The sequence below is a fragment of the Blastococcus aggregatus genome (assembly GCF_900221005.1).
GTDB classification, from domain to species: domain Bacteria; phylum Actinomycetota; class Actinomycetes; order Mycobacteriales; family Geodermatophilaceae; genus Blastococcus; species Blastococcus aggregatus.
This window is the reverse complement of record NZ_OBQI01000003.1, coordinates 239,585-261,355: the sequence shown is the minus strand read 5'-3', so window position 1 is coordinate 261,355 and position 21,771 is coordinate 239,585. Positions and strand designations below refer to the sequence as shown.

Sequence of the window (21,771 nt, the reverse complement as noted above, 5' to 3'; positions counted from 1 at the left end):
ATCCATTCCGCCCCGGTGCAAGGCCGGACACGCGCAACGGGCTGCCGGGGGGTCCCGTGGTGTGCGCAGCACCCGCACGGTGTAGACCTCGACCACCACTTGTCGGCAGAGGGGCATCCGATGCAGGTCACCATCACCGTGAACGGCGAACAGCACACCGACGACGTCGAGCCGCGGCTGCTGCTGGCGCACTACCTGCGCGAGGAGCGCGGGCTGAAGGCGACCAACATCGGCTGCGACACGACGTCCTGCGGCGCGTGCACGGTCATCGTCGACGGGCTCAGCGTGAAGTCCTGCACCGTGCTGGCCGTGCAGGCCGCCGGCGCGCAGGTCACCACGCTGGAGGGGCTGGCCGCCGCCGACGGCGAACTGCACCCGGTGCAAGCGGCCTTCCGGGAGGAGCACGGCCTGCAGTGCGGGTTCTGCACGCCGGGCATGGTCATGGCCTCGATCGGCCTGCTGGCCGACAACCCGGACCCGTCCGACCGCGAGGTCCGCGAGGGCCTGGAGGGCAACCTCTGCCGGTGCACGGGCTACCACAACATCGTGCGGGCGGTCCGCACCGCGGCGCAGGCAGGCCCTGCCGCCGGCCGCGTCCCGGGTGCGCAGGAGGTCGAGGCGTGATCCCGTCGCCGTTCGACTACGTCCGCGTCGGCTCGGTCGACGAGGCGCTGAGCGCGCTCGCCGAGCACGGCGAGGACGCCAAGCTGCTGGCCGGCGGGCACTCGCTGCTGCCGCTGATGAAGCTGCGGCTGGCCGTCCCGACGGTGCTGATCGACATCAGCGGCATCCCCGAGCTGTCCTACGTCCGGGTCGAGGGCGACGGCGCGGACGCGGTGGTCGCGATCGGCGCGGGCACCCGGCACCACGAGCTGGAGCGGGACGAGGTCGCCCGCGCCGAGGTGCCGCTGCTGCCGCACGTCGCCGGCCTGGTCGGCGATCCCCAGGTCCGCCACCGCGGCACGATCGGCGGGACGACGGCGCACAGCGACCCGGCCTCGGATCTGCCCACCGCGCTGCTGGCGCTGGGCGGGACCGTCGTCCTGCAGGGCCCCGGTGGGCGCCGGGAGGTGCCGGTGACCGAGTTCTGGACCGGGTTCTTCGAGACGGCGATGTCGCCCGACGAGCTCGTCGTCGAACTGCGGGTGCCGCGCACCGGAAGCCTCGGCTGGGGCTACGAGAAGTTCACCCGGCGGGCGAACGACTGGCCGATCGTCGCGGCGGCAGCCGTGGACGGCCGGGTGGCGCTGGCGAACATGGGCGGAGCGGTGCTGCGGGCGACCGCGACCGAGGAGGCCCTGGCCGCGGGCGCCTCGATCGCCGACGCCGCGGCGCTGGCCGACCAGGGCACCTCACCGGTGGCCGACATGCACGCCGACGCCGACTACCGCCGACACCTCGCCCGGCTGCTCACCCGCCGGGCCCTGGAGTCGGCGGCAGCCCCGAGGTGAGCCGGCGGATCAGCCGGCCTTGCGGAAGTCCCAGCTGACGAGCTTCTCCGGAACGACCCGCAGCCAGGCGTGCCGGCTGTCGGCCGGCAGGCGGCCACCGGCGTACTTGTCGCCGAACAGCCGCACCGGCTCGTCCAGCGCGGGGTCCGGAAGGCCCGTCCACGGCACGTCGCCGACTCCGACGGCGCGGCCCGACACCTCGACGCCCCGGAGCTCGGTGTACTCCACGCCGGCATCCACGAGCACGGTCACCCGGGGGTCCCGCTGCAGGTCCGCCCAGCGCTGCGCACGGACCAGGGAGTGCAGCCACAGCGCCGTCCCGTCCCAGACGAACCACAGCGGCGAGACGTGCGCGGCGCCGTCCGGACCGATGGTGCCCACGCGGCAGGTCCGCTCCTCGCGGAGGAAGGCGTCCACCTCCGAGGGGGACATCGCGATGCGGCGGCCCCGGCGTTGCCCGGCCGAGGACTCGTCGAGGGAACTGGACACGGGCTCTCCGGCTCGCACGTGGCCGACCCGGAGCGGGTCCGCCGAGGGCAGCACGGTATCCGCCGCCGGGGTCCACGGGTCGCCCCGACGGCCCGTCCGGGCGAGGCTGTGCCCATGAGGATCCTGGTGACCGGTGCGTCGGGGTTCGTGGGCAGCCGGCTGGCCACCGCGCTCGAGGAGGCAGGCCACGAGGTCCGGGCGATGACCCGGCGGCCCGAGCGGTACCGAGGAGCCGGCAGCCCGGTGGCCGGCGACGTCGGCGACGAGGCCTCGCTGCGGACGGCGCTCGAGGGATGCCAGGCCGCCTACTACCTGGTGCACTCCCTGGACGACCCCGACTTCGAGCGCAAGGACGCCGACGCCGCCCGCGCCTTCGCCCGCGCCGCCGCCGCGGCCGGGGTGGGCCGGATCGTCTACCTGGGCGGCCTCGGCCAGGACGGCGACCAGCTCTCCCGGCACCTGCGCAGCCGCCGCGAGGTCGAGACGCTCCTCGGCGCCACCGGCGTCCCGGTGACCGTGCTGCGCGCCGGCATCGTGGTCGGCCACGGCGGGGTGTCCTGGGAGATGACCCGCCAGCTGGTGGCCCACCTGCCGGCCATGGTCACGCCACGCTGGGTCAGCACCCGGACCCAGCCGATCGCGGTCGCCGACGTCGTCCGCTACCTGGTCGGCGTGCTCGACGCCCCCGAGGCAGAGGGCCGGGTGTTCGAGGTGGGCGGGCCGGAGGTGCTCACCTACCTGCAGATGCTCACCCGCATCGCCGACATCCAGAACCGGCACCTGTTCGTGATCCCCGTGCCGCTGCTCAGCCCGCAGCTGTCCTCGCGCTGGCTGGCGTTCGTCACCGACGTCGACGTGACCACGGGCCGGTCGCTGATCGACTCGATGACCAACGAGGTGGTCGTCACCGACGACGCCATCCGCTCGGTGGTCCCCTTCGAGCCCATGGGCTACGACGAGATGGTGATGACCGCGCTGGTCGAGCGGGCGCGGGAGCGCCGGCAGCAGGTGGGGGAGCGGCGCCGCGGCTGGCTGAGCCGCGGGGCGCGGCGGTGACCGGCCACCGGCCGCTCCGAGGGCTGCGGACCGCGATCGCGCGGGCCTCCGGACCGCTGGTGCGCAGCGTGCCCCGCCAGCACTGGGACAGCGACGAGGTCTTCCGGCGCCGGCGGCGGGTGACCGGCGTGGTCGCGGTGGCCGGCGCGTCGCTGCTCGGGGTCTCGCTGTCGACCCCGCCGGGCTCGCCGCGCTTCTACGGGCTGACCCTCGGCGTCGCCGGGACGTGGGTGGCCGGGGGGCTGGCGTCCGGGCCGCTGCACCTGGGGCGGATGTTCGGGCCGGGGGACACGCTGCGCCGGCCGGTGCTCACGCCGCTCGCCTCCGGCGTCGTCGCCTTCGGGGCCTTCTACGCCGCGGCGCTGGTCGCCCGCCGCATCCCCGTCCTGGATCGCGCGATCGGCTCCGTGCTCAGCTACGCCGACCAGGGATCCGATCCCCTCGTGCTCACCACCGCGCTCGCCAACGGGATCGCGGAGGAGGTGTTCTTCCGCGGCGCGCTGTACGCGGCAGCCGGCCCCCACAGCCCGGTGCTGGCGTCGACGGCCGTGTACGGGCTGGCCACCACGGCCACCCGCAACCCGGCGCTCGTCCTGGCCAGCGTGCCGATGGGCCTGCTCTTCGCGCAGCAGCGCCGGATCACCGGCGGCATCCAGGCGTCGATGATCACGCACGCGGTGTGGTCGGCCCTGATGCTGCGCTACCTGCCGCCGCTGTTCGCCGGGCGGCTCGCGGAGGAGCGGCAGCCGCTCCGGGGGTGAGCCGGGCCGGTCGCTGGCACAGTGGCGGCATGACCGAGCAGACCCCCGTCGTCGTGGTGACCGGTGCGAACGGCCTGGTGGGCAGCGCGGTGTGCCGGGCACTCGCCGAGCGGGGGGCGCGGGTGCGCGCCGTCGTCCGCCGGGCCGGCAGCGCACCCGCCCTCGCCGGGGTGGAGGAGCAGGTCGGCGACTTCGCCGACGAGCCCTTCGCGCGCGAGGTGGCCCGAGGCGCCGACGCCGTCGTCACGACCGTCCACCCGATGGGCTCGTCCCGGGAGGTGCAGCAGCGGGTGGGCGCCGAGGGGACGGCGGTCCTCGCCCGGGCCGCGCGGGACGCCGGCGTCGCCCGCCTGGTGCACGTGTCCACGGCCGCGGTGTACGACCGCTCGGCCGGGCTCGGGGACGTGGCCGAGGACGGGGCCCTGGCGCCCGAGGGGAGCGGGGCCTACGCCGACACCAAGAACGCCGCCGACGCCGCGCTCGCGGAGGTGGGTGGGCTCACGGTCGTGCTGGTCCGCCCGCCGGCGATCATCGGCGCCGGCGAGACGTCGGTCTGGAACACGCTGCGACCGCGGGCGATCCGGGACGGCGACCGCGGGGCGAACCCGGCCCAGACCTGGTCCTGGGTGCACGTCGACGACCTCGCGGCACTGATCGCGGACGTCGCCTCGGGCGCGGTCCCGACTGCCGACGACGCGGCGCGGGGCCCGGTGGCCGGGGCGACCACCCCGGTGATCGTCGCGGGGGAGCCGGCGACGTGGCGCGACTACCTCGGCACGGTCACCGACGCACTGGGCGTCGAGCCCGAGTGGACCGACGAGCCCGTCTGGACCGGGCGGCTGCTGGCCGACCGCGCGCGGGGGTGGGGCTGGTCGCCGCGGGTGGGCCTCACGCAGGCCCTGGACGAGGTACGGCGCGGCCTGCGTCCCTGAGCCGCGGTTCCCGCCGGAACGGGCAGGGCCCGGTCACCGTGGTGACCGGGCCCTGCCGTTCCTCGCTCGGTTCGCTGGGGGACGGATCCCTCAGGGGCCGGCGAACACGCCCTCGCCGCGGGACTCCGACCGGCCGGGGGCCGGCTCGCTGTAGCGGCCGGCCTCGTGCCGGGCGACGACGAAGTGGTGCACCTCGTCGGGGCCGTCGGCCAGCCGGAGGGTGCGCTGGCTGGCGTACATGCCGGCCAGCGGCGTCCACTGCGAGACCCCGGTGGCGCCGTGGATCTGGATGGCCTGGTCGATGATCTGGCAGACCTTCTCCGGGACCATCGCCTTGACCGCGGAGACGTAGACGCGGGCCTGGGCGTTGCCGAGCACGTCCATCGCCTTGGCCGCCTTCAGCACCATGAGCCGGCAGGCGTCGAGCTCGATCCGCGCCCGCGACACCGTCTCCATGTTCTTGCCGAGGTTCAGGATCGGCTTGCCGAACGCCTCGCGGAACTTGCCGCGACGGACCATCAGCTCGAGGGCCTTCTCGCCCTGGCCGATGGCGCGCATGCAGTGGTGGATGCGACCGGGGCCCAGGCGGACCTGGCTGATCTCGAAGCCCCGGCCCTCGCCGAGCAGGATGTTGGCGACCGGCACCCGCACGTCGGTGAAGCGGATCCGCATGTGGCCGTGCGGGGCGTCGTCACGGCCGAAGACCTCCATCGGCTCCATCACCTGGACGCCCGGGGTGTCCATCGGCACCAGGATCTGCGACTGCTGCTGGTGCACCGGTGCCTCGGGGTTCGTCTGGCACATGACGATCATGATCTTGCAGCGCGGGTCGCCGGCTCCGGAGATGTAGTACTTCTCGCCGTTGAGCACGTAGTCGTCGCCGTCACGCAGGGCCTGGAGCCGGACGTTCTTGGCATCCGAGCTGCCGACGTCGGGCTCGGTCATGGCGAAGGCCGAGCGGATCTCGCCGTTGAGGAGCGGCTCGAGCCAGCGGGCCTTCTGCTCGGGGGTGCCGACGCGCTCGAGCACCTCCATGTTGCCGGTGTCGGGAGCCGAGCAGTTGAGCGACTCCGAACCCAGCGGGTACTTGCCGAGCTCGACGGCGATGTAGGCGTAGTCGAGGTTGGTCAGGCCGCCGACCTCGGAGTTCGGGAGGAAGAAGTTCCACAGGCCGGCTTCCTTGGCCTTGTTCTTGGCGCCCTCCAGCGCCTCCAGCTGGCCCGGAGCGTACGACCAGCGGTCGGCGCGGCCCTCGCCGAGCCGGTGAAACTCCTCCTGCATCGGCGCGACCACGTCCTCGAGGAACCGGACGACGCGGTCGTACAGCGGCCGGGCCTCCTCGCTCATCCGCAGGTCGAACAGCTCCGTTGGCTCGGCTCTCTGCATCAGGTGTCCCTCTCAGCTGGCTCTTCTGGCGGCGGGGTGGTCCCCGCCGGGGCTCGGCGCATGCGGCACACGCGGTCCCGGCGGGAGGACTGCCCCCTGAGCGTGGCATGCGATCGGTCAGCCGCTCGACCCGGATCCGCAACCGCATGCACTCAGGGGTCGAGCCTCAGGTCATGTCGATGGAGATCTTCAGCTGTCCCGGGCGGGGGGCGAGCGCGGTGGCGAAGGCTGCCTGCACGTCGGAGACCGGGTGGACGTGGGTGACGTAGCCGTCCCGCAGTTCGGGGTGCGCCGCGAGGTACCGGTCGGCGTCTGCGAGCACCCGGCGCCGCTCCAGGGCCACGCCGGAGCGCAGGGTCAGGTTCTTGCGCAGGAAGGTCATCATGTCGAACGGGTAGATCGGGTCGTCCGGCACGCCGAAGTAGAAGACCTGGCCGCCGAACGCCACGGCGTCCAGCGCCGGCTGGAGCGTGGAGATCTGGTGGCCCACCGCCTCCACGACCACCGACGGCCGGTCGGCGTCGGACAGGCGGCCCGCCCACCGCTCGGCGCGGGCGGTGACCACGTCGTCCACACCGAACACCGACGCGACGTCGGTGCGGTCCACGGGGTCCACGCCCGTCACGCGGGCCGCGCCGCGGGCCTTCAGGACGTGGCTGAAGAGCAGGCCGATGGGGCCCTGTCCGAGCACGGCCACGCTCTTCCCCGTGATGTCGCCGAGCTGCTCGACGGCGTAGAGCACGCACGCCAGGGGCTGCAGCATCACCGCGGTGGTGGTCGGCAGGGCGGTGTCGTAGCCGGCCAGACCGTCGCCGTCGGTGACCACGAGCTCGGCGATGCCGTCGAACATCGACGCCCAGCCGACGACAAGGTCACCGGGGGCGTGGTCGGGATGCCGGCTGGCGACGACCTCCCCGACGATCTCGTGCAGAGGGAAGCCCGGCGCCCGCGTGGCACCCCACCCGTCCGCGGCGGCCGGGTGGGGCCACAGCCCGCCGCGGAAGTTGGGCAGGTCGCTGCCGCAGATGGCGCCGGCGCGGGTGGCCAGCAGCACCTGCCGGGGGGTGAGCTGCGCGGGGTCAGGGGCGGCGAGCTCGACCTGCTCGAACCGGAAGGGGCCGCTGAGCGTCTGTGCCCACATGGGAGTTCTCCGTCCTGCTGGGGCCGATACCTGGACCTCGCCGACGGCCCTGGGGCCTGCGGTCACGTCCGGCCGACGATCCCCCTCAGCCTGCCCGACATCGTCACGGTGCGCGGCGCGGGACGCGCCCACGAGGAGCCCGCTGGGTGGACGGCCGGGCCTGCGGCGCCTGCGCCCGGAGCGCCTCGAGGGTCGCCCGGTGGCCGGCGAGCATGAACTCCGGCCACTCCGACACATCGATGAACTGCTTGTAGAAGCCCGTGCCGTGGACCCTCCGGTACGGGACCGGCTCGAGGAGCAGCACCTCGGCGTGCGCGCGCAGCCGATCGAGGTTCTCCCGCGCCAGTTGCACCTGCTGGCTGGTGCGCACCTGGCTGCCGATCTGCAGGACGCTCAGTCGCCGTCGCTCCCAACCGGATGCGTCCTCACCACCGAACTCGTGCGGGTAGAAGGCGTTGACCGCGATCGCGGTGTCGACGGGCGGCTCGATGTCGAGGACCGGGTGGACGGGGAAGATGTCGACGATGCCGCCGTCGCACCACGACCGGCCGTCCAGCACCGCCGGCTGCACGAACAACGGCAGCGACACCGCCATCCGGATGGCCCGGGCGACCGTCATCTCCGGGTGGGTCCTGGGGCCGAGGTACTCGACGGTGTTGCTCTCGATGTTCCAGATCGGCGCGTACGCCGGTGTGGCCAGCTCGCCGAGCGTCCGGTCCCCGAGCCGGTCGCGGTAGAACGCCTCGAGCCTGTCCCCGCGGAGCAGTCCGGCCCAGCCACGGCCCGCGGTGGTCACCGCCCCGGCCAGGTCGCGCCACGACACGTCGAGGTAGTCACGGGGATCCATCGAGGACACCATCTCGGCCACCTCGTCGGCGCCGAGCCCGGCGGCCAGCGGAAAGCCGAACATCGCCCCGCCGGAGCACAGCGACCACACCGACACCGTGGTGCCGGACTCCTCCAGGGCGCGGGCGACGCCCACCAGCGACGCGAGCGCCCCGCTCCCGCCGGTGCTCACGACGCCGACCCGGCCCCGGAGAGGCGCCACACCGTCGGCGTGCTGCTGGGGGAAGGGTGAGCCCGTCGGCTGCCGCCGCCTCGTCGTCCCGGGCAACATCGCGCGCCGGACGTCGTCGACGAAGCCCAGGTCCCGTCGCACGCCGGTGAGGAGATCGCGGCTGCGGGCGAGCACGTTGAAGTACTGCCGCACGCGGAAGACATCGAGCGCACTGTCCAGCGGACTCGCGCCGGTCGGCGGGCTGGCTGTCATCAGGCTCACCTCGGGTCACGGTCCGGGCCAGGAGTCGCCCGAAGCGTGCGGCTCCGGCCCTGCCCGACGCAGAGTCCAACGACCCGACTCCAGGCCTCCGGTGCGCCCCGGACCTACCCGGGACCGACCCCGCGGACGCCGAAAGCCGGGTCACGCTTCTCGACGAAGGCGCGTGCGGCCTCCGCGTGGTCGTCCGTGGCGAACGACGCGAGGTGGTGTGTCACCTCGACGTCCATGTACTCGTCGAGCGGAGTGGTCAGCGCCAGCGCGACGTTCGCCTTCATCGACGCCAGCGCCGTGCGCGGCCCGTTCGCCAGTCGCTGCGCCACCGCCAACGCCTCCTGCTCGAGGGCGTCCGGCGGCACGACCGCGTTGACCAGCCCCAGCCGCAGGGCGTCGTCGGCCGTCAGCCGCGGCGAGAGGTACAGCAGCTCGCGGGCGCGCGCCGGACCCACGAGGCGCACGAGGAACCAGGCGCTGCCGTAGTCGCCGGCGAGCGCGACGCGGGCGAACGCCGTGGTCAGCACGGCGGACGACGCCGCGTAGCGCAGGTCGCACGCCAGGGCGAGCGACAGGCCCGCACCCGCTGCGGCCCCGGGCAGCACCGCGATGGTCGGCTTGGGCATCCGCCACAGGCGCCCGCTGGTGGCGCGCTGGTTGGCGCGCTGCAGCCGCGCCGCCGACGCACCGGGCGCACCGGGGGTGCGCTCGGCGAAGCCCTTGACGTCACCGCCCGCGCAGAACGCGCCACCCGCCCCTGTCAACACCACCGCACCGACCGCGTCGTCCGCCTCCACCTGCGCGAGCGTCGTGCCCAGGGCGGCGAGCATCTGCTCGGACAGCGCGTTCCGGCGCTGGGGTCGGTTCATCGTGAGCACGGCGACGCCGTCCTCGACGCGGGCGAGCAGGTGGTCGGTGCCGGTCTGGATCTCGGTCACGTCTTCTCCTCCAGCGGGACGACCTCGAAGCGGACGCCACCGACGTCGGCGGCGCGACGCTCGGCACCCGGCAACGCCAGTCGCGCCGCGGTCACGGCGGCGACATCGCCTGCACCGGGGACGAAGGAGAGGTGCTGGCGGCCGTGGTCGAGCTGCAGCCGGCAGTCGCTGCCGGCCGCCGCGACGTCCAGCAGCGCCGCCCATCGCCGGACCACCTCGCCCGGGTCGGGGACCGCGACGGTGACCTCCAGCAACCCCCCGGCGCACGTCGGGCTGCCACCGGTCCATGCCGGACCCGCCCATCGCCACGACCCGGCCGGGTCGACGGCGTCGAGGGCGAGGAGCACGCCTCCGGTGTCCCTGGGGTGCAGGTGCACGTCGACGACGTCGGGCAGCTCGACGCGGTGCACCTCGCGCACGCCGAGCGACGCGAGACGGTCGGGCGCCGTGATGGTCGGTGGTCCGTCGACCATGAGCATGTAGCCGCCGTCGCCGCCGTTCCGCGTGAGCCACCGGCCGACCGCCGTGCCGGGTGCTGACGGCGAGACGACCTCGACGAAGTCGCAGCCCGCGGCGAGGACGGCGTTGGTGAGGCCGAACCGACCGACGCCGGGGTCGTGGTGCGCCGAGGGCGCGGCGAGGAGCTGCCGCAGCGCCTGCTCCACCGGCGCGCGCTCGTGCGCGGCGAGCACGAGCTGGCGCAGGCGGAGCACGTGCACAGTCCAGCACGCGCGCGGGCCGCGCTACAACGTGCCGGGGCCCGGCACATCCCTCATCGTCGGGCGCCTCGTGTGGCAAGGTCGGGGCTGCGCCCGCTCGCTCGGGAGGTGTGCTGGACGGTCAGGTCGCCCCGTACGGGCGCCGGACGAGGGGAGCCATGAGCGGGAAAGCCATCCGGCCCATCGACGCGCGGCGCGACCGGACCGGATGGACACCGGCCGCATCGGAGCCGGCCCCGCTGTCCGAGGTGCCGGTTCCGGCGGTCCCGGTGCCCGGGGAGACCGTCCTTCCGGTACCGCCCGAGACCGCCCAGCTCGGCGCGATGGCGATCCTGCGGATCGGCGGGTTCCTGGTCCTGTACCTCAACGCCGCTGCGGTGTTCCTCGGTGTCATGGCGCAGGCGATCGCCCGGGGCTGGCTCGCCTTCGAACTCACCGGGTCGAACGCTGCGCTGGGCGGCATCCTGCTGGCGTTCGGCGTGGCCCTCCTGCTGGCAACCCCCTGGGGTGGCGTGGCCGCCGACCGGTTGCCCAAGCGGCTGGTGCTGCAGCTCTCGGTGCTCCTGCTGGCGGTGTCGAGCGCCGGGATCGGGCTCGCCGTCGTCTTCGACGTCATCGCCTACTGGATGCTGCTGGTCGCCAGCGTGCTGCAGGCCGTGGGGTTCGCCCTGTTCGGCCCCGCCCGGATGGCCTTCCTCGCCGAACTCGTCCCGCGCAGTTCCCTGCCCCAGGCCGTCTCGCTGCTGCTGGTCAACGCCGAGGTGAACCGGGTCGTCGGTCCCGCGCTGGCCGGCGTGGTCATCGGTGCGGTGACCTGGGGGATCGAGGCGATCTTCCTGTTCAGTGCGGCCCTGGCGATCGTCGGCGTGCTCCTCACCGCCGCGCTGCCGGCCGGGCGGCCGGGGGAGCCCTCCGGCCGGTCCCCGCTCGGGGAACTGGCCGACGGCGTGCGCTACGTCCACCGGCACCGCGAGCTGAACGCCCTGGTGTGGTGCGGCATCGGCGTCACGATGCTGGGGATGCCGTACCTGGCCTTCATGCCGACGATCGCCAGCGACCTGTTCGGCCTCGGCTCCGTCGGTTACGGGGTGCTGTCCGCGACGTCTGCGGTCGGCGGCGTCGCGGCAGGTGTGTTCCTGGGCCGGCGCGGCTCGTGGGTACGGCGCCGGCGGGTCTTCGTGGCGGCGGGCGCCGTCTTCGGGCTGGCGGTGTGCGCGCTGGCGATCGCGCCGACCGCCGCCGTCGCGGTGATCGTGCTCCTGGCCGTCGGCGCGGCGATGCTCGCCTTCCAGACCAGCAACCAGTCGCAGCTGCTCGACCTGGCGGAGCCGGAGTACCACGGGCGGGTGCAGGGCCTGGTCATGCTGAGCTTCGGCGCGTTCGGCATCGCCGCACTCCCGCTGGGCCTGCTCGCCGACCTGATCGGGCTGCGCTGGACGCTGTGCGGGATGGGTGCCGGCGTGATCGCCGTCGTGGCCGGGTACGCGCTCGCCGGCCGCTACCGCGCGGCGGGCAAGCCCGCGAGCCGCCGCGCGAGGTAGGGCGCGGTGGCGCTCCCCGGGGCCGTGGCGATCTCGGACGGGGTGCCGGAGGCGACGACGCGCCCACCCGCGTCCCCGCCGCCCGGGCCCAGGTCGAGAACCCAGTCGGCGGAGACGATCGTGTCGAGGTCGTGCTCGACCAGGACGACGGTGTTGCCGGCGTCGACGAGCCGGTGCAGCTGGGCGAGCAGCAGCCTGATGTCGGCCGGGTGCAGGCCCGCCGTCGGCTCGTCGAGCAGGTAGAGGGCATGGCCGCGGCTCGCGCGCTGGAGCTCGGTGGCGAGCTTGATGCGCTGGGCCTCACCACCACTGAGCTCGGTCGCCGGCTGGCCCAGCCGCAGGTACCCCAGTCCGACGTCCCGGAGGGTCCGCAGGCTCCGCGCCGCGGCCGGGACGTCGGCGAGGAACGCAGCGGCGTCGTCGACCGACATGGCCAGCACGTCCGCGATGCTCGCGCCGCGGTGGCGGACCTCGAGGGTCTCGGCGTTGTAGCGGGCACCGGAGCAGGTCGGGCACGGCGCGTAGGTGCCGGGGAGGAAGAGCAGCTCGACGGCGACGAAGCCCTCTCCCTGGCAGGTCTCGCAGCGCCCCTCGGCGACGTTGAAGGAGAACCGGCCGGCCGTGTAGCCGCGGGCCTTCGCCTCGTCGGTGGAGGCGAACAGCTTCCGCACGGCGTCGAACAGACCGGTGTACGTGGCCAGGTTGGACCGGGGCGTGCGGCCGATGGGCCGCTGGTCGACGCGGACGAGCCGGTCGAACGCCTCCTGCCCGGACGCGTCCCGCAGGTCGACCTCGAGGCCGGGATCGTCCGGGTCCTCCGCTGCCGGACCGAGGTGCCGGCGCACGACCTCGGCCAGCACCTGCGTGACCAGCGTCGACTTGCCGGAGCCCGAGACCCCGGTCACCGCCGTCAGCACCCCGAGCGGCACGTCGACGGACACGTTCCGCAGGTTGTGCCGGGAGATGCCGCGCAGGTGCAGCCAGCCCTGCGGAGCCCGGCTGCGGCGCTCGATCGGCTCAGCGCGACCGAACAGGTACCGGCCGGTGGGGGAGTCCTCCACCTGCTCGAGGCCGGCGACCGGGCCGCTGTAGAGCACCCGCCCGCCGCCGGCGCCCGCGCCGGGGCCGATGTCGACGACCCAGTCGGCGCGGCGGACGACGTCCATGTCGTGCTCGACGACGAACAGCGAGTTGCCCGACGCCTTGAGCCGGTCCAGCACGTCCAGCAGCGGCTCCGCGTCCGCGGGGTGCAGGCCCGCGGAGGGCTCGTCCAGGACGTAGACGACGCCGAACAACCCCGACCGCAACTGGGTGGCGATCCGCAGGCGCTGGGCCTCGCCGGGCGACAGGGTGGTCGAGGACCGTCCGAGGCCGAGGTAGCCCAGGCCGAGGTCGAGCAGCACCTCGATGCGCGTGACCAGGTCGGCGCTGATCCGCACCGCGACCTCGGTCGACTCCCCGGACTGCGCGGTCGGCGTGGCGGCACCGGGCTCGGCGAGCAGCGCCACGGGCCGCAGCAGCGCCGCGACCTCGACGAGCGACAGCGCGTTGATCTCGGCGATCGAGTGGCCGGCGAAGGTCACCGCCAGCGCCTCCGGCCGCAGGCGGGTGCCGTGGCACTCCGGGCAGGGGATGCTCTGGACGAACCGCATCGCCCGGTCGCGCATCCGCTCGCTCTGGGAGTCGGCGAGCACGTGCATGACGTGCTTGCGGGCGCTCCAGAACTTGCCGTGGTAACCGTGGTCGATGCGGTCCCGTTCGGGCTTGATGAGGACGGACGGCTGCTCGTCGGTGTAGAGCAGCCAGTCCCGGTCCTTGCGGCTGAGCTTCCGCCACGGCCGGTCGACGTCGATGCCGAGCCCGGTCACGATGCTGCGCAGGTTGGCGCCCTGCCAGGCTCCCGGCCACGCCGCGATGGCGCCGTCGCGGATGCTCAGCGACGGGTCGGGCACCAGGAGGTCCTCGGTGACGTCGTGCACCACCCCGAGCCCCTGGCAGCGGGGGCAGGCGCCCGCCGCGGTGTTGGGGGAGAACGCGTCGGCCTCCAGGCGGCGGGCTCCCGGCGGGTAGGTCCCTGCGCGCGAGTAGAGCATCCGCAGCAGGTTGGACAGCGTGGTCAGGGTGCCCACCGTCGACCGTGAGCTCGGCGCTCCGCGCCGCTGCTGGAGGGCCACGGCCGGCGGCAGCCCGGTGATCTCCCGTACGTGCGGTGCACCCGTCTGCTGCAGGAGCCGGCGCGCGTACGGCGCGACCGACTCGAAGTACCGCCGCTGTGCCTCGGCGTAGAGCGTGCCGAACGCGAGCGAGGACTTCCCGGAACCGGAGACGCCGGTGAAGGCGACCATCGCGTCCCGGGGGATGTCGACGTCGACGTTGCGCAGGTTGTGCTCGCCGGCTCCGCGGACACGAACGAAGTGATCGGTGCCCGCGTCTCCCACCTCCGCAGGCTAGCCACGGTCGGCGACACGACGAACTGCCGGGGACGGTCAGGGAGCGGCGAGGTGCCCTGCGGACGGATGACCTTCGTCCGTGCCGGCGCCGGACACCCGGATCCCAGGATGGAGCCGTGGCAGCGGCGAGTCCACGTGGAGGGGCCATGAGCATCACCGCCCAGGCGATCGAGCCGCGCCGCGAGCCTGCCCCGACGGCGCCCCGCGATCGTGCGGTGGTGCCGGTGCAGCGCGATCAGGGGAGTGTCGATCCCGTCGATGCCCAGCTCGCGACGCTGGAGGCACGCCTGCTGGGTGAGGTCGAGGGGAACGCGATGGCGTCGATGCAGGTGCGGTTCCACCTGGCGGCCGCCCGCAGACGCTTCGCCGACGCCAGGATCCGGGAGTTCCTGCCCATTCTCGTGGAGCGGGAGGTCCGCCGGGGCATGCGGACGGGAGCGCAGCCCCGCTGAGCGCCGCGCGGGTCCGCCGATCCGTGCTGCGTGGAGGAGGTGCCGGTGCGGGGGGCGTCAGGCCGGCGCGCCGGCCTCGGCCGCCGCCGCCCGGACCCAGCCGGCGACCTCGTCGTCGATGTCCTGCGGGGCGTGCACCTCCAGGTGGTGCATCCAGTGCGCCGGGGCGGGGTGCACGACCTCCTTCCATCGAGGCGAGGTGTCCCGCCGGCCGAGCACCACCGACAGGACCACCTCGGCCGTCGGGCGGTGGAGGTACCGCCCCGGGCACCAGAGGTAGGCGAAGCCCCGGCGGCGGGAGAAGGCCACCTGGCTGACCGATGCTCGTATCCGGACGTCGTCGACGTCCTGCAGCAGCTCGGAGACGCGGGCGAGCACGGCCAGCCCGAGCGGCGATCCGGCGAAGAACTCCTCCGGCGTCACGGGGCGGGCGGGCCCGTGGCCCCTGCACCCCGGGAGGGATCGGGGACCAGCCGCACGAGCGGGATCCGTCGGTCGGTGCGCTTCGGATAGCGGGCGTAGTCCGGCGCTGCGTCCAGCACGTGCGGCCACCACGCCGCAGCCTCCTCGGGCGTCATCGGGACGGCGCGGACCTGGCGGGTGCGCCCGTCCACCTCGACCGTGGCCCGGGGATCGGCCGTGAGGTTGAGGTACCAGGCGGGGTCGCTCGGCATCCCGCTGTTGGCGGCCACGACGACCAGGTCCTGCCCGTCGGGGAAGTACTGCACGACGACCGTGCGGGGCAGCCCCGACCGGCGCCCGCGCGTGGTCAGCACGAGCGCCCGCCGGCGCCACAGCCGCACGATCCGGCCGTGGGTCCGCCGCAGCAACCACGCGCCCAGCCGGACCGAGTGCCGGTCGACGGCGTTCTCGAGGCGGGCCGCGAACACGGGCAGGCTCAGGTTCGCCCGGCCGGTTCGGCCGCCAGCGCCCGGGCGAGCGTCGCACCCCAGCGCCGGGCCCGGTCCTCCTCGCCGGCGACGAGGGGACCCTTGGTGTCGGTGACGGAGAAGTGCTCGGCGGGCGCGAGGAGGGCCAGGCCGTGGCCCCGCAGCAGCTTCTCCTCGGTCCGGGCGGCGTGGTCCATCTTCACCAGCAGCTTGGGGTGGTCGCTGCGGGTGTCGAACGCGGCGGCCCGGGCGCCGGTCGCGTCGAGGCGGACGGCGTCGAGCCACTCGTGCAGCCCACGGTCCGGATCGGCGATCTCTGCCCCGTGCTGCGTCACCGCTCCCTCGCGGCTGGACGGCCGGGGCATGGAGAAGCCGTGGTTGGGGGCGCCCACGACGAGCAGGTCCACGTCGGGCCCGACCTCGGCGGGGCCCTGGTCGGCGGCGACCACGTCGACTCCCAGCCCGCCGTCGGACAGTCCCTCGGCGATGGCGTGCGCGATCGCCCGTGCGTCGCCGAACACGGATTCGTAGACGACCAGGGCACGGCTCACGACTGCCTCCTCCTTCGCGATCTCGCTGTCCCGGCCGACGCTAGGCGCGGGCCGGCGGCGACGGGACGGACGAAGGGCCCGGCCGGGAGGGTCGGAAGTAGCCCACGGCTCGCAGCGCGGCCCCGGAACCGGGCTGCTTCAGCAGCCGCGGACGGCGTAGTCGCGCAGTGGCGGCCAGGATGCCGCCGGGGTGGTGGCCCAGTCCCAGACCGACACCCCGATCGCGCCCTGATCGGCCGCCGCACGCGCCATGGCGGTGTAGTCCGAGGCGGGGATCCCGACGCCGAACCCGCCGATGACCGACACCGCCGCGCACGGCTCGCCGAGGTTGCCACGCACCCGGGCGACGTTCTCGCTGGTGTACCGGTAGGCGTCCCGCCACCCCGACGCCGCGGTCCGGTTGCTCCAGTAGGCCATCGGCAGCCACACCTGGTAGTGCGGCGCGAGCTGGCGCCACGGGAACCGCGGCCAGTACGAGGTGTTGAGCACGTCGGTGACCACGGGCGGGAGCACGATCGCCCCCAGCGTGGTGGTCGGTGCGTACGCCGCCAGGCGGGCGGAGAGGTCGACCAGACGGGCGTTGCGCAGGTCGACGTCGGCGACCGTCAGGTCCTCGATGTCCACCGCGACGGCGTCGAACGCCTGCCCGGAGGCGCGGAAGTCGACCATGCCACGCAGCCGCCGCAGGTCGGCCTCGACGTCGGTGAGCTCGGGCAGGTACCAGGCCACCACCTGCATGCCGTGCGCGTGGGCGCGGGTGAGGAACTGGGCGAGCAGGTCGGGGCTGATCAGGTCGGGGAAGCGGGGGTCCTTGGACGCCGCCTGCAGGTAGATCGTGTCCACCCCGGCTGCGGCCATGGCATCGACGGCCGTGGGAGCGATCGGGGGAGTCGGGCCGCCGAACTCGCGGCTGAACCCGTATCGGGACACCCAGGTGCCGGACCGGTCGTAGGGGCCCAGCACGGCGGTGCGCACGATGCCGGTCGCCGCCGTCCAGCGCAGGAAACCACCCTGGAAGTCGCTCTGCCGCCCGGCGTTCACGTCGTACTCGTCGGAGATGGGATAGCCCAGCGCGCTGCGCTCCCACCCCATCGCGCCCCACGTCGAGAGGATCGCGCCGTGCACCTCGTGTGCGCCGGTCGCAGGGGTCCAGTAGATGGCCCCACCCTGGAAGAAGCTGGCGCGCCCGACGCCGTCGGGCATGGAGAACTCGTCGGTGACCGGGTAGCCCAGGACGCTGCGCTCCAGGCCCATCGACCGCCACTTGGCGTAGATGGCGCCGTGCACCTCGTGCGCACCCGTGGACGGGGTCCAGTAGACCGCTCCGCCCTGGAAGAAGGAGCCGCGGCCCACACGGTCGGGCGCGGTGAGCTCGTCGGTGAGGGGGTAGCCGAGGAAGCTCCGCTCCCAGCCCAGCGACCCCCACTTGGCGAGGATGTCGCCGTGCACCTCGCGGGCGCCCGTGGCCGCGGTCCAGTAGATGGAGCCGCCGGTGTAGTACTGGAAGCGACCGATCCGGTCGGGGGTGGGCAGCACCCCGGTGGTCGGAGCTCCGAGGAAGCCGCTCGACCCGCCGAGTTCGCAGTGCCGCCGCACCACCGGATCGGCCTGGGTGCACACCGCTGCGCCCGCCACGGTGGGGATGTGGACCAGCCCCGCGGTGAGCAGAGCGATCAGCAGCACCGTCACGACCCCGCCGCGAGCCCGGATCGCCATGGGAACCACCTCTCGCCGGCGGCACCGTGACCACGGTGGTCCGGCGCCGGCCCGTCACCGAAGGGTCGCGATCCGGGGTCGCCGGGGCCAGGGTCGCTCGGCTCCGGTGCTCGGGTCCTTGGGGCCCTCCGGCACCGGTGGTCCGCCGTCGCTCAGCCGGAGGGTCGGTCCTGGTGCTCCGTCCGGCGCAGCAGGCCCAGCACCGTCGTCGTCCCGGACGCGTCGGTGATCCGTACCGCCGCGCCCTGGGGGATCACGTCGGCGAGGATCTCCCGCGGGCGCTGGATCACGTGCCGGAGCACGACGGGCTGATCGGGCGTCCGCCCCGCGACCGTGACCACGACGACGTCGTCCTTGTCGTCGTAGGTGATGCCCTCGAACGGCTCCCGTTCGACCACGGAGGCGTCCCCGCCGTCCGGGTCGAGCACCTCGATGGTGACGTCGTGGTCGTGGAGCGCGATGCTGAGCCGGTCGGTGAGCGCCGCCCACTCGTGGCGTTGCTCGGGCGTGGGGTCGGACATGGCGCGCTCCGTTCGGTCCGGGGGCGGGACGCCGCCGATGCTGCGCCGCGATCCGGGCGGCCGATACCGGCGGAGGGCCGCCGGGGCAGGGACCTCGGACCCTCCCTCCGCGTTCCCGGCCGGCCGGCGACGGGTGGCGGGCGGCGGGCGTGCAGAGACGATCGTCCCGCCGCCCGTGGCCGCCGGACCCTGCCGCCACGACCGTCCCGGGGCAGATGCTGGGGCGATGGGATCCCCGGCGACGGAGGCGAACGGCCCGGCACCGGCCGGGACGCGGCGTGCGACGCCGGTGAGCTCGGTGGCCCGCCTGTTCCGCGACCGGGTGGCGGCCAGCCCGGACGTCGAGGCCTACCGGTTCCCCCGCGACGGCGGGTGGACCTCGATGACGTGGCGCGAGACGCAGGCGACGGTCGACGTCCTCGCCGCCGGTCTGCTCGCGATGGGTATCGGGCCGGAGGACCGGGTGGGCATCGCCAGCGGCACGCGGATCGAGTGGATCCACGCGGACCTGGCGACCATGTGCGCCGGTGGGGCGACGACGGCCGTCTACCCCACGAGCGGCGCCGACGACATCGGCTTCATCCTGGCCGACAGCGGTTCCCGTGTCGTCTTCGCCGAGGACGACGTCCAGGTCGCCAAGCTGCGCGCCCAGCGGGACCGGCTGCCGGACGTGCTGCGAGTGGTCACCTTCGACGGCACGGCCGACGGCGACTGGGTGATCGGCCTGGACGACCTGGCGGCCCTGGGGGCGGACCACCTCGCCAGGACGCCGACCGCGGTGGACGAGGCGGTGGCTGCCGTCGGACCCGAGCAGCTGGCGACGCTGATCTACACCTCGGGCACGACGGGGCGTCCCAAGGGCGTCGAGCTGCCGCACCGCTGCTGGACCTACATCGCGGGCGCGGCCGATGCGCTGGACATCCTCGGCCCGGACGACCTGCAGTACCTCTGGCTGCCACTGGCGCACGCGTTCGGCAAGATGCTCGAGGCGGCGCAGTTGCAGGTCGGCTTTCCCACGGTCGTGGACGGCCGCGTCGACCAGATCGTGGCGAACCTGCCCGTGATCCGCCCGACGTTCATGGCGGGGCCCCCGCGGATCTTCGAGAAGGTGCACGCGGCCGTCGAGCAGACCGTCGAGGCCGAGGGCGGCATCCGGTTGCGGCTCTACAGGTGGTCGTTCGAGGTCGGTGGCCGGGCCTGGCGTGCCCGCCTCGACGGCCGCCGCGTCGGCCCGCTGCTGCAGGTGCAGCAGGCGGTGGCCGACCGGCTGGTGCTGTCGAGGATCCGCGCCCGGCTGGGCGGGCGGATGCGCTTCCTCGTCTCGGGCAGCGCCGCCCTGTCCTCGGATGTCTCCACGTGGTTCGGCACGGCCGGCATGCCGATCCTCGAGGGGTACGGGCTGACCGAGACCGCCGGCGGCGCGTGCCTGGGAGACCTGGCGCGCCCCGTGCCGGGCCTGGTCGGGGCACCGGTGGTCGGCACCGAGGTCAGGATCGCCGAGGACGGCGAGATCCTGATCCGCGGCCCGCTGGTGATGCGCGGCTATCACCACCGGCCCGACGCCACGGCTGAGGCGCTGAGCTCCGACGGGTGGTTCCGGACGGGCGACGTCGGCGAACTCGACGCGGAAGGCAGGCTGCGCGTCACGGACCGGAAGAAGGACCTGATCAAGACCTCGGGCGGCAAGTACATCGCCCCCCAGGGCATCGAGAGCCTGTTCAAGGCGATCTGCCCGCTGGCCAGCCAGATGGTCGTGCACGGCGAGGGCCGCCACTACGCGACCGCGCTGATCGCGCTCGACGCCGAAGCGCTCGCCCGGTGGGCCGCCGCCGAGGGTCGCGCGACGACGGACTATCCGAGCCTCGCTGCCGACGCCGCCGTCCACGACCTCGTCCGAGGCTGCGTCGCGGAGCTCAACGACCGGCTCAACCGCTGGGAGACGATCAAGGACTTCCGGATCCTCGACCACGACCTCACGGTCGAGGGCGGGGAGTTGACGCCGAGCATGAAGCTGAAGCGGAAGACCGTCGAGGCGTCGTACGCCGCTCTGCTCGACTCGATGTACGAGACCCGGCGGGCCGCCACCGGGTAGGCGTCGTGAGCATCTCGGTGCTCAGACGAGCCCGAGTTCCCTGGCCTTCCGCACGGCGTCGTTGCGCCGGGAGACGGCGAGCTTCCGGTAGATGCCGCGCTGGTGGGTCTTGACGGTGTTGACCGACAGGAACAGGTCGTTGGCGATGTCCTCGGCCGACATGGCCTGCGCCATCCGGACGAGCACGGTCGTCTCCCGATTGGTCAAGGGTTCGATCGGCATCTCCGACGTCCCGGCCACCGGTGCGTCCCTCGGTCCCGAAGCGCGCCCAGCCGCCGGGGGAGCCAGGCCGAGCCAGGCGTGCGCCCCCACCAGGTCCGGAAAGGCGGCCAGCAGGCTCCTGCCCGAAGGTCCGGGACGCAGGAACGGCCGACGACGGCGCTCCGGCTCGGCGAGCGACAGTGCGCGGGCCAGCGCGTCGCGCGCGAGCGGCCGGGCGCCGTTGACCAGGTGCATGCGGGCAGCGAGCAGCGACGCCTCGATCCGGCTGCCGGAGCCGTCCGCCAGTTCGCCGGGCCAGCGGAAGGACGCCGGCGACCACAGGAAGCGGGCGCCTGCGGCGACGAGGACGAGCCCTCCCAGGGCGACGAGCACGACCGCCAGGTCGACCGCCGCCGCGAGCAGCCGAGTGACGACCCCCGCGGTCGCGGTGGGGGAGGCGGCCGGTACCCGGTTCATGGCAGGACCGGCGCGCCGCGTCCGGGCGGGCGGCGCAGCAGCCGGTCGACGAAGCCGGCGACCGCGTCGTCGGCCCGCATGGTCTCCGATCGCACCGACCGCACCGCGTCCGTGGCCATCGTTCCGGTGGAGGAGCGGACGATCTCGGGGAGGTCGACGGCATCGATGACCTCGCGGGCGAGGGCCACGAGATCGATCCGGGCGATCACGGCATCGAGGTCGACCCGGGCGACGACGGTGTCCGGGTCGACTCGGGCCAGCAGCCGCTCGAGGTCCAGGCGAGCCGCGACGGCGTCCAGGTCGACGCGGGCCACCACCTCGTCGAGGTCGATCCGCGCGACCACGGGGGCGGGATCCACCCGGGCGACGACGGCGGCGACGTCGAGTTCGGCGGCGAGGGCGTCCAGATCCACGCGGCGGACGAGCGCCTCGACGTCCAGGTGACCGGCCAGGGCGTCGAGGTCCACGTGCCGGCGGACCAGGTCGGTCAGATCGACCGAAGCGACGAGCGCGTCGACCACTCTCGGGACGAGCGCTCGGAGGGCGGTCTCCAGCCATCCGTCGAGCGTCGACACCACCGCCCGGCCCTGCCCAGCCAGCGCGGATCCGCTGCGTGTGCCCGTGTCCCCGAGAGCGGCGAGCAGGGAACCTGCGGCGCTCCGGAGCGGCTCCCCGGCCCTCCATGCCTGCTCGGCCAGGGCACTGCCACGGGCCAGGAGACCATCGGCAACAGCCGA

At 74.1% G+C, this 21,771-nt stretch carries 22 protein-coding genes; 8 read left to right on the top strand and 14 right to left on the bottom strand.

Features of this window, described 5'->3' with window-relative positions:
• Nucleotides 1-120 precede the first annotated feature (120 nt).
• Both CRP29_RS11140 and CRP29_RS11135 read left to right on the top strand, forming a co-directional pair.
• Nucleotides 121-624 carry a (2Fe-2S)-binding protein gene (locus CRP29_RS11140; RefSeq protein ID WP_097195115.1) on the top strand — a complete coding sequence of 168 codons (504 nt, stop codon included), beginning with the start codon at nt 121-123 and terminating at the stop codon, nt 622-624.
• Nucleotides 621-1,451: an FAD binding domain-containing protein gene (locus CRP29_RS11135; RefSeq protein WP_097195114.1), complete on the top strand. Its 831-nt coding sequence runs from the start codon at nt 621-623 to the stop codon at nt 1,449-1,451. The genes CRP29_RS11140 and CRP29_RS11135 overlap by 4 nt, the downstream gene beginning before the upstream one ends.
• 9 nt (nt 1,452-1,460) lie before the next feature.
• Here the strand turns inward: CRP29_RS11135 and CRP29_RS11130 are convergent, their stop codons facing one another.
• The gene (locus CRP29_RS11130) at nt 1,461-1,940 is read right to left on the bottom strand and encodes a pyridoxamine 5'-phosphate oxidase family protein (protein WP_217991544.1); all 480 of its coding nucleotides are present in this window, start codon (nt 1,938-1,940) and stop codon (nt 1,461-1,463) included.
• 114 nt (nt 1,941-2,054) lie between these two features.
• Here CRP29_RS11130 and CRP29_RS11125 point away from each other — a divergent pair, with 114 nt between their 5' ends.
• The 3 genes from CRP29_RS11125 to CRP29_RS11115 are packed head-to-tail and all read left to right on the top strand — an operon-like array spanning nt 2,055 to nt 4,689.
• Nucleotides 2,055-2,996, top strand: a complete 942-nt coding sequence (locus tag CRP29_RS11125; protein ID WP_097195113.1) for an NAD(P)H-binding protein — start codon at nt 2,055-2,057, stop codon at nt 2,994-2,996.
• A complete protein-coding gene (locus CRP29_RS11120) occupies nt 2,993-3,757 on the top strand; it encodes a CPBP family intramembrane glutamic endopeptidase (RefSeq protein ID WP_245852740.1) in 765 nt (254 codons plus the stop codon). The genes CRP29_RS11125 and CRP29_RS11120 overlap by 4 nt, the downstream gene beginning before the upstream one ends.
• Nucleotides 3,758-3,786: 29 nt before the next feature.
• Nucleotides 3,787-4,689 carry an NAD-dependent epimerase/dehydratase family protein gene (locus CRP29_RS11115; RefSeq protein ID WP_097195524.1) on the top strand — a complete coding sequence of 301 codons (903 nt, stop codon included), beginning with the start codon at nt 3,787-3,789 and terminating at the stop codon, nt 4,687-4,689.
• A 90-nt stretch (nt 4,690-4,779) separates the two neighbouring features.
• Here the strand turns inward: CRP29_RS11115 and CRP29_RS11110 are convergent, their stop codons facing one another.
• From CRP29_RS11110 to CRP29_RS23005, 5 genes are all read right to left on the bottom strand, one after another.
• Nucleotides 4,780-6,075, bottom strand: a complete 1,296-nt coding sequence (locus CRP29_RS11110) for an acyl-CoA dehydrogenase family protein (RefSeq protein ID WP_097195112.1) — start codon at nt 6,073-6,075, stop codon at nt 4,780-4,782.
• Nucleotides 6,076-6,241: 166 nt separating this feature from the next.
• Nucleotides 6,242-7,216, bottom strand: coding sequence for a zinc-binding dehydrogenase (locus CRP29_RS11105; RefSeq protein ID WP_097195111.1), 975 nt, complete (start codon nt 7,214-7,216; stop codon nt 6,242-6,244).
• Nucleotides 7,217-7,319: 103 nt separating this feature from the next.
• On the bottom strand, nt 7,320-8,486 hold the full coding sequence (locus tag CRP29_RS11100) for a patatin-like phospholipase family protein (RefSeq protein ID WP_097195110.1): 1,167 nt from the start codon (nt 8,484-8,486) through the stop codon (nt 7,320-7,322).
• A gap of 113 nt (nt 8,487-8,599) precedes the next feature.
• On the bottom strand, nt 8,600-9,424 hold the full coding sequence (locus tag CRP29_RS11095; RefSeq protein WP_217991543.1) for an enoyl-CoA hydratase-related protein: 825 nt from the start codon (nt 9,422-9,424) through the stop codon (nt 8,600-8,602).
• Nucleotides 9,421-10,137 (bottom strand): VOC family protein, encoded by a 717-nt coding sequence (locus CRP29_RS23005; protein ID WP_217991542.1) that lies wholly within the window; start codon nt 10,135-10,137, stop codon nt 9,421-9,423. Before CRP29_RS23005 ends, CRP29_RS11095 begins: the two co-directional genes overlap by 4 nt.
• 164 nt (nt 10,138-10,301) lie before the next feature.
• Here CRP29_RS23005 and CRP29_RS11090 point away from each other — a divergent pair, with 164 nt between their 5' ends.
• Nucleotides 10,302-11,684 carry an MFS transporter gene (locus tag CRP29_RS11090; RefSeq protein ID WP_097195109.1) on the top strand — a complete coding sequence of 461 codons (1,383 nt, stop codon included), beginning with the start codon at nt 10,302-10,304 and terminating at the stop codon, nt 11,682-11,684.
• On the opposite strand, the gene uvrA is transcribed toward CRP29_RS11090, so the two are convergent.
• Nucleotides 11,642-14,122: an excinuclease ABC subunit UvrA gene (uvrA, locus tag CRP29_RS11085; protein ID WP_097195108.1), complete on the bottom strand. Its 2,481-nt coding sequence runs from the start codon at nt 14,120-14,122 to the stop codon at nt 11,642-11,644. The two genes, CRP29_RS11090 and uvrA, sit on opposite strands and share 43 nt — an antisense overlap.
• A gap of 158 nt (nt 14,123-14,280) precedes the next feature.
• Between uvrA and CRP29_RS11080 the strand changes: the two genes are divergently transcribed.
• On the top strand, nt 14,281-14,586 hold the full coding sequence (locus tag CRP29_RS11080; protein WP_097195107.1) for a three-helix bundle dimerization domain-containing protein: 306 nt from the start codon (nt 14,281-14,283) through the stop codon (nt 14,584-14,586).
• Nucleotides 14,587-14,643: 57 nt separating this feature from the next.
• Here the strand turns inward: CRP29_RS11080 and CRP29_RS11075 are convergent, their stop codons facing one another.
• The 5 genes from CRP29_RS11075 to CRP29_RS11060 all read right to left on the bottom strand — a co-directional run bounded on the left by CRP29_RS11075 (nt 14,644) and on the right by CRP29_RS11060 (nt 18,264).
• On the bottom strand, nt 14,644-15,009 hold the full coding sequence (locus CRP29_RS11075; RefSeq protein ID WP_217991541.1) for a DUF5655 domain-containing protein: 366 nt from the start codon (nt 15,007-15,009) through the stop codon (nt 14,644-14,646).
• A complete protein-coding gene (locus tag CRP29_RS11070; RefSeq protein WP_217991540.1) occupies nt 15,006-15,476 on the bottom strand; it encodes a nitroreductase/quinone reductase family protein in 471 nt (156 codons plus the stop codon). The genes CRP29_RS11075 and CRP29_RS11070 overlap by 4 nt, the downstream gene beginning before the upstream one ends.
• 8 nt (nt 15,477-15,484) lie before the next feature.
• Nucleotides 15,485-16,027 carry a flavodoxin family protein gene (locus tag CRP29_RS22410; RefSeq protein ID WP_141437105.1) on the bottom strand — a complete coding sequence of 181 codons (543 nt, stop codon included), beginning with the start codon at nt 16,025-16,027 and terminating at the stop codon, nt 15,485-15,487.
• 138 nt (nt 16,028-16,165) lie between these two features.
• Entirely contained in the window at nt 16,166-17,743 is a 1,578-nt protein-coding gene (locus CRP29_RS11065; protein WP_097195106.1) for a hypothetical protein, read from the bottom strand.
• 152 nt (nt 17,744-17,895) lie between these two features.
• Nucleotides 17,896-18,264: a DUF5335 family protein gene (locus CRP29_RS11060; protein WP_097195105.1), complete on the bottom strand. Its 369-nt coding sequence runs from the start codon at nt 18,262-18,264 to the stop codon at nt 17,896-17,898.
• A 226-nt stretch (nt 18,265-18,490) separates the two neighbouring features.
• On the opposite strand from CRP29_RS11060, the gene CRP29_RS11055 reads away from it, so the two are divergent.
• A complete protein-coding gene (locus CRP29_RS11055) occupies nt 18,491-20,356 on the top strand; it encodes an AMP-dependent synthetase/ligase (RefSeq protein WP_097195104.1) in 1,866 nt (621 codons plus the stop codon).
• A gap of 21 nt (nt 20,357-20,377) precedes the next feature.
• Here CRP29_RS11055 and CRP29_RS11050 read toward each other — a convergent pair whose 3' ends face one another.
• Both CRP29_RS11050 and CRP29_RS11045 read right to left on the bottom strand, forming a co-directional pair.
• On the bottom strand, nt 20,378-21,034 hold the full coding sequence (locus CRP29_RS11050; protein ID WP_097195103.1) for a helix-turn-helix transcriptional regulator: 657 nt from the start codon (nt 21,032-21,034) through the stop codon (nt 20,378-20,380).
• Entirely contained in the window at nt 21,031-21,612 is a 582-nt protein-coding gene (locus CRP29_RS11045) for a hypothetical protein (protein ID WP_217991539.1), read from the bottom strand. The genes CRP29_RS11050 and CRP29_RS11045 overlap by 4 nt, the downstream gene beginning before the upstream one ends.
• Nucleotides 21,613-21,771 lie beyond the last annotated feature (159 nt).

Excerpts from the sequence above, each read along its gene's own strand:
- CRP29_RS11140 (WP_097195115.1), top strand. The coding sequence starts at position 121 with ATGCAGGTCACCATCACCGTGAACGGCGAACAGCACACCGACGACGTC.
- CRP29_RS11125 (WP_097195113.1), top strand. The coding sequence starts at position 2,055 with ATGAGGATCCTGGTGACCGGTGCGTCGGGGTTCGTGGGCAGCCGGCTG.
- CRP29_RS11115 (WP_097195524.1), top strand. The coding sequence starts at position 3,787 with ATGACCGAGCAGACCCCCGTCGTCGTGGTGACCGGTGCGAACGGCCTG.
- CRP29_RS11110 (WP_097195112.1), bottom strand. The coding sequence starts at position 6,075 with ATGCAGAGAGCCGAGCCAACGGAGCTGTTCGACCTGCGGATGAGCGAG.
- CRP29_RS11105 (WP_097195111.1), bottom strand. The coding sequence starts at position 7,216 with ATGTGGGCACAGACGCTCAGCGGCCCCTTCCGGTTCGAGCAGGTCGAG.
- CRP29_RS11100 (WP_097195110.1), bottom strand. The coding sequence starts at position 8,486 with ATGACAGCCAGCCCGCCGACCGGCGCGAGTCCGCTGGACAGTGCGCTC.
- CRP29_RS11090 (WP_097195109.1), top strand. The coding sequence starts at position 10,302 with ATGAGCGGGAAAGCCATCCGGCCCATCGACGCGCGGCGCGACCGGACC.
- CRP29_RS11080 (WP_097195107.1), top strand. The coding sequence starts at position 14,281 with ATGAGCATCACCGCCCAGGCGATCGAGCCGCGCCGCGAGCCTGCCCCG.
- CRP29_RS11065 (WP_097195106.1), bottom strand. The coding sequence starts at position 17,743 with ATGGCGATCCGGGCTCGCGGCGGGGTCGTGACGGTGCTGCTGATCGCT.
- CRP29_RS11060 (WP_097195105.1), bottom strand. The coding sequence starts at position 18,264 with ATGTCCGACCCCACGCCCGAGCAACGCCACGAGTGGGCGGCGCTCACC.
- CRP29_RS11055 (WP_097195104.1), top strand. The coding sequence starts at position 18,491 with ATGGGATCCCCGGCGACGGAGGCGAACGGCCCGGCACCGGCCGGGACG.
- CRP29_RS11050 (WP_097195103.1), bottom strand. The coding sequence starts at position 21,034 with ATGAACCGGGTACCGGCCGCCTCCCCCACCGCGACCGCGGGGGTCGTC.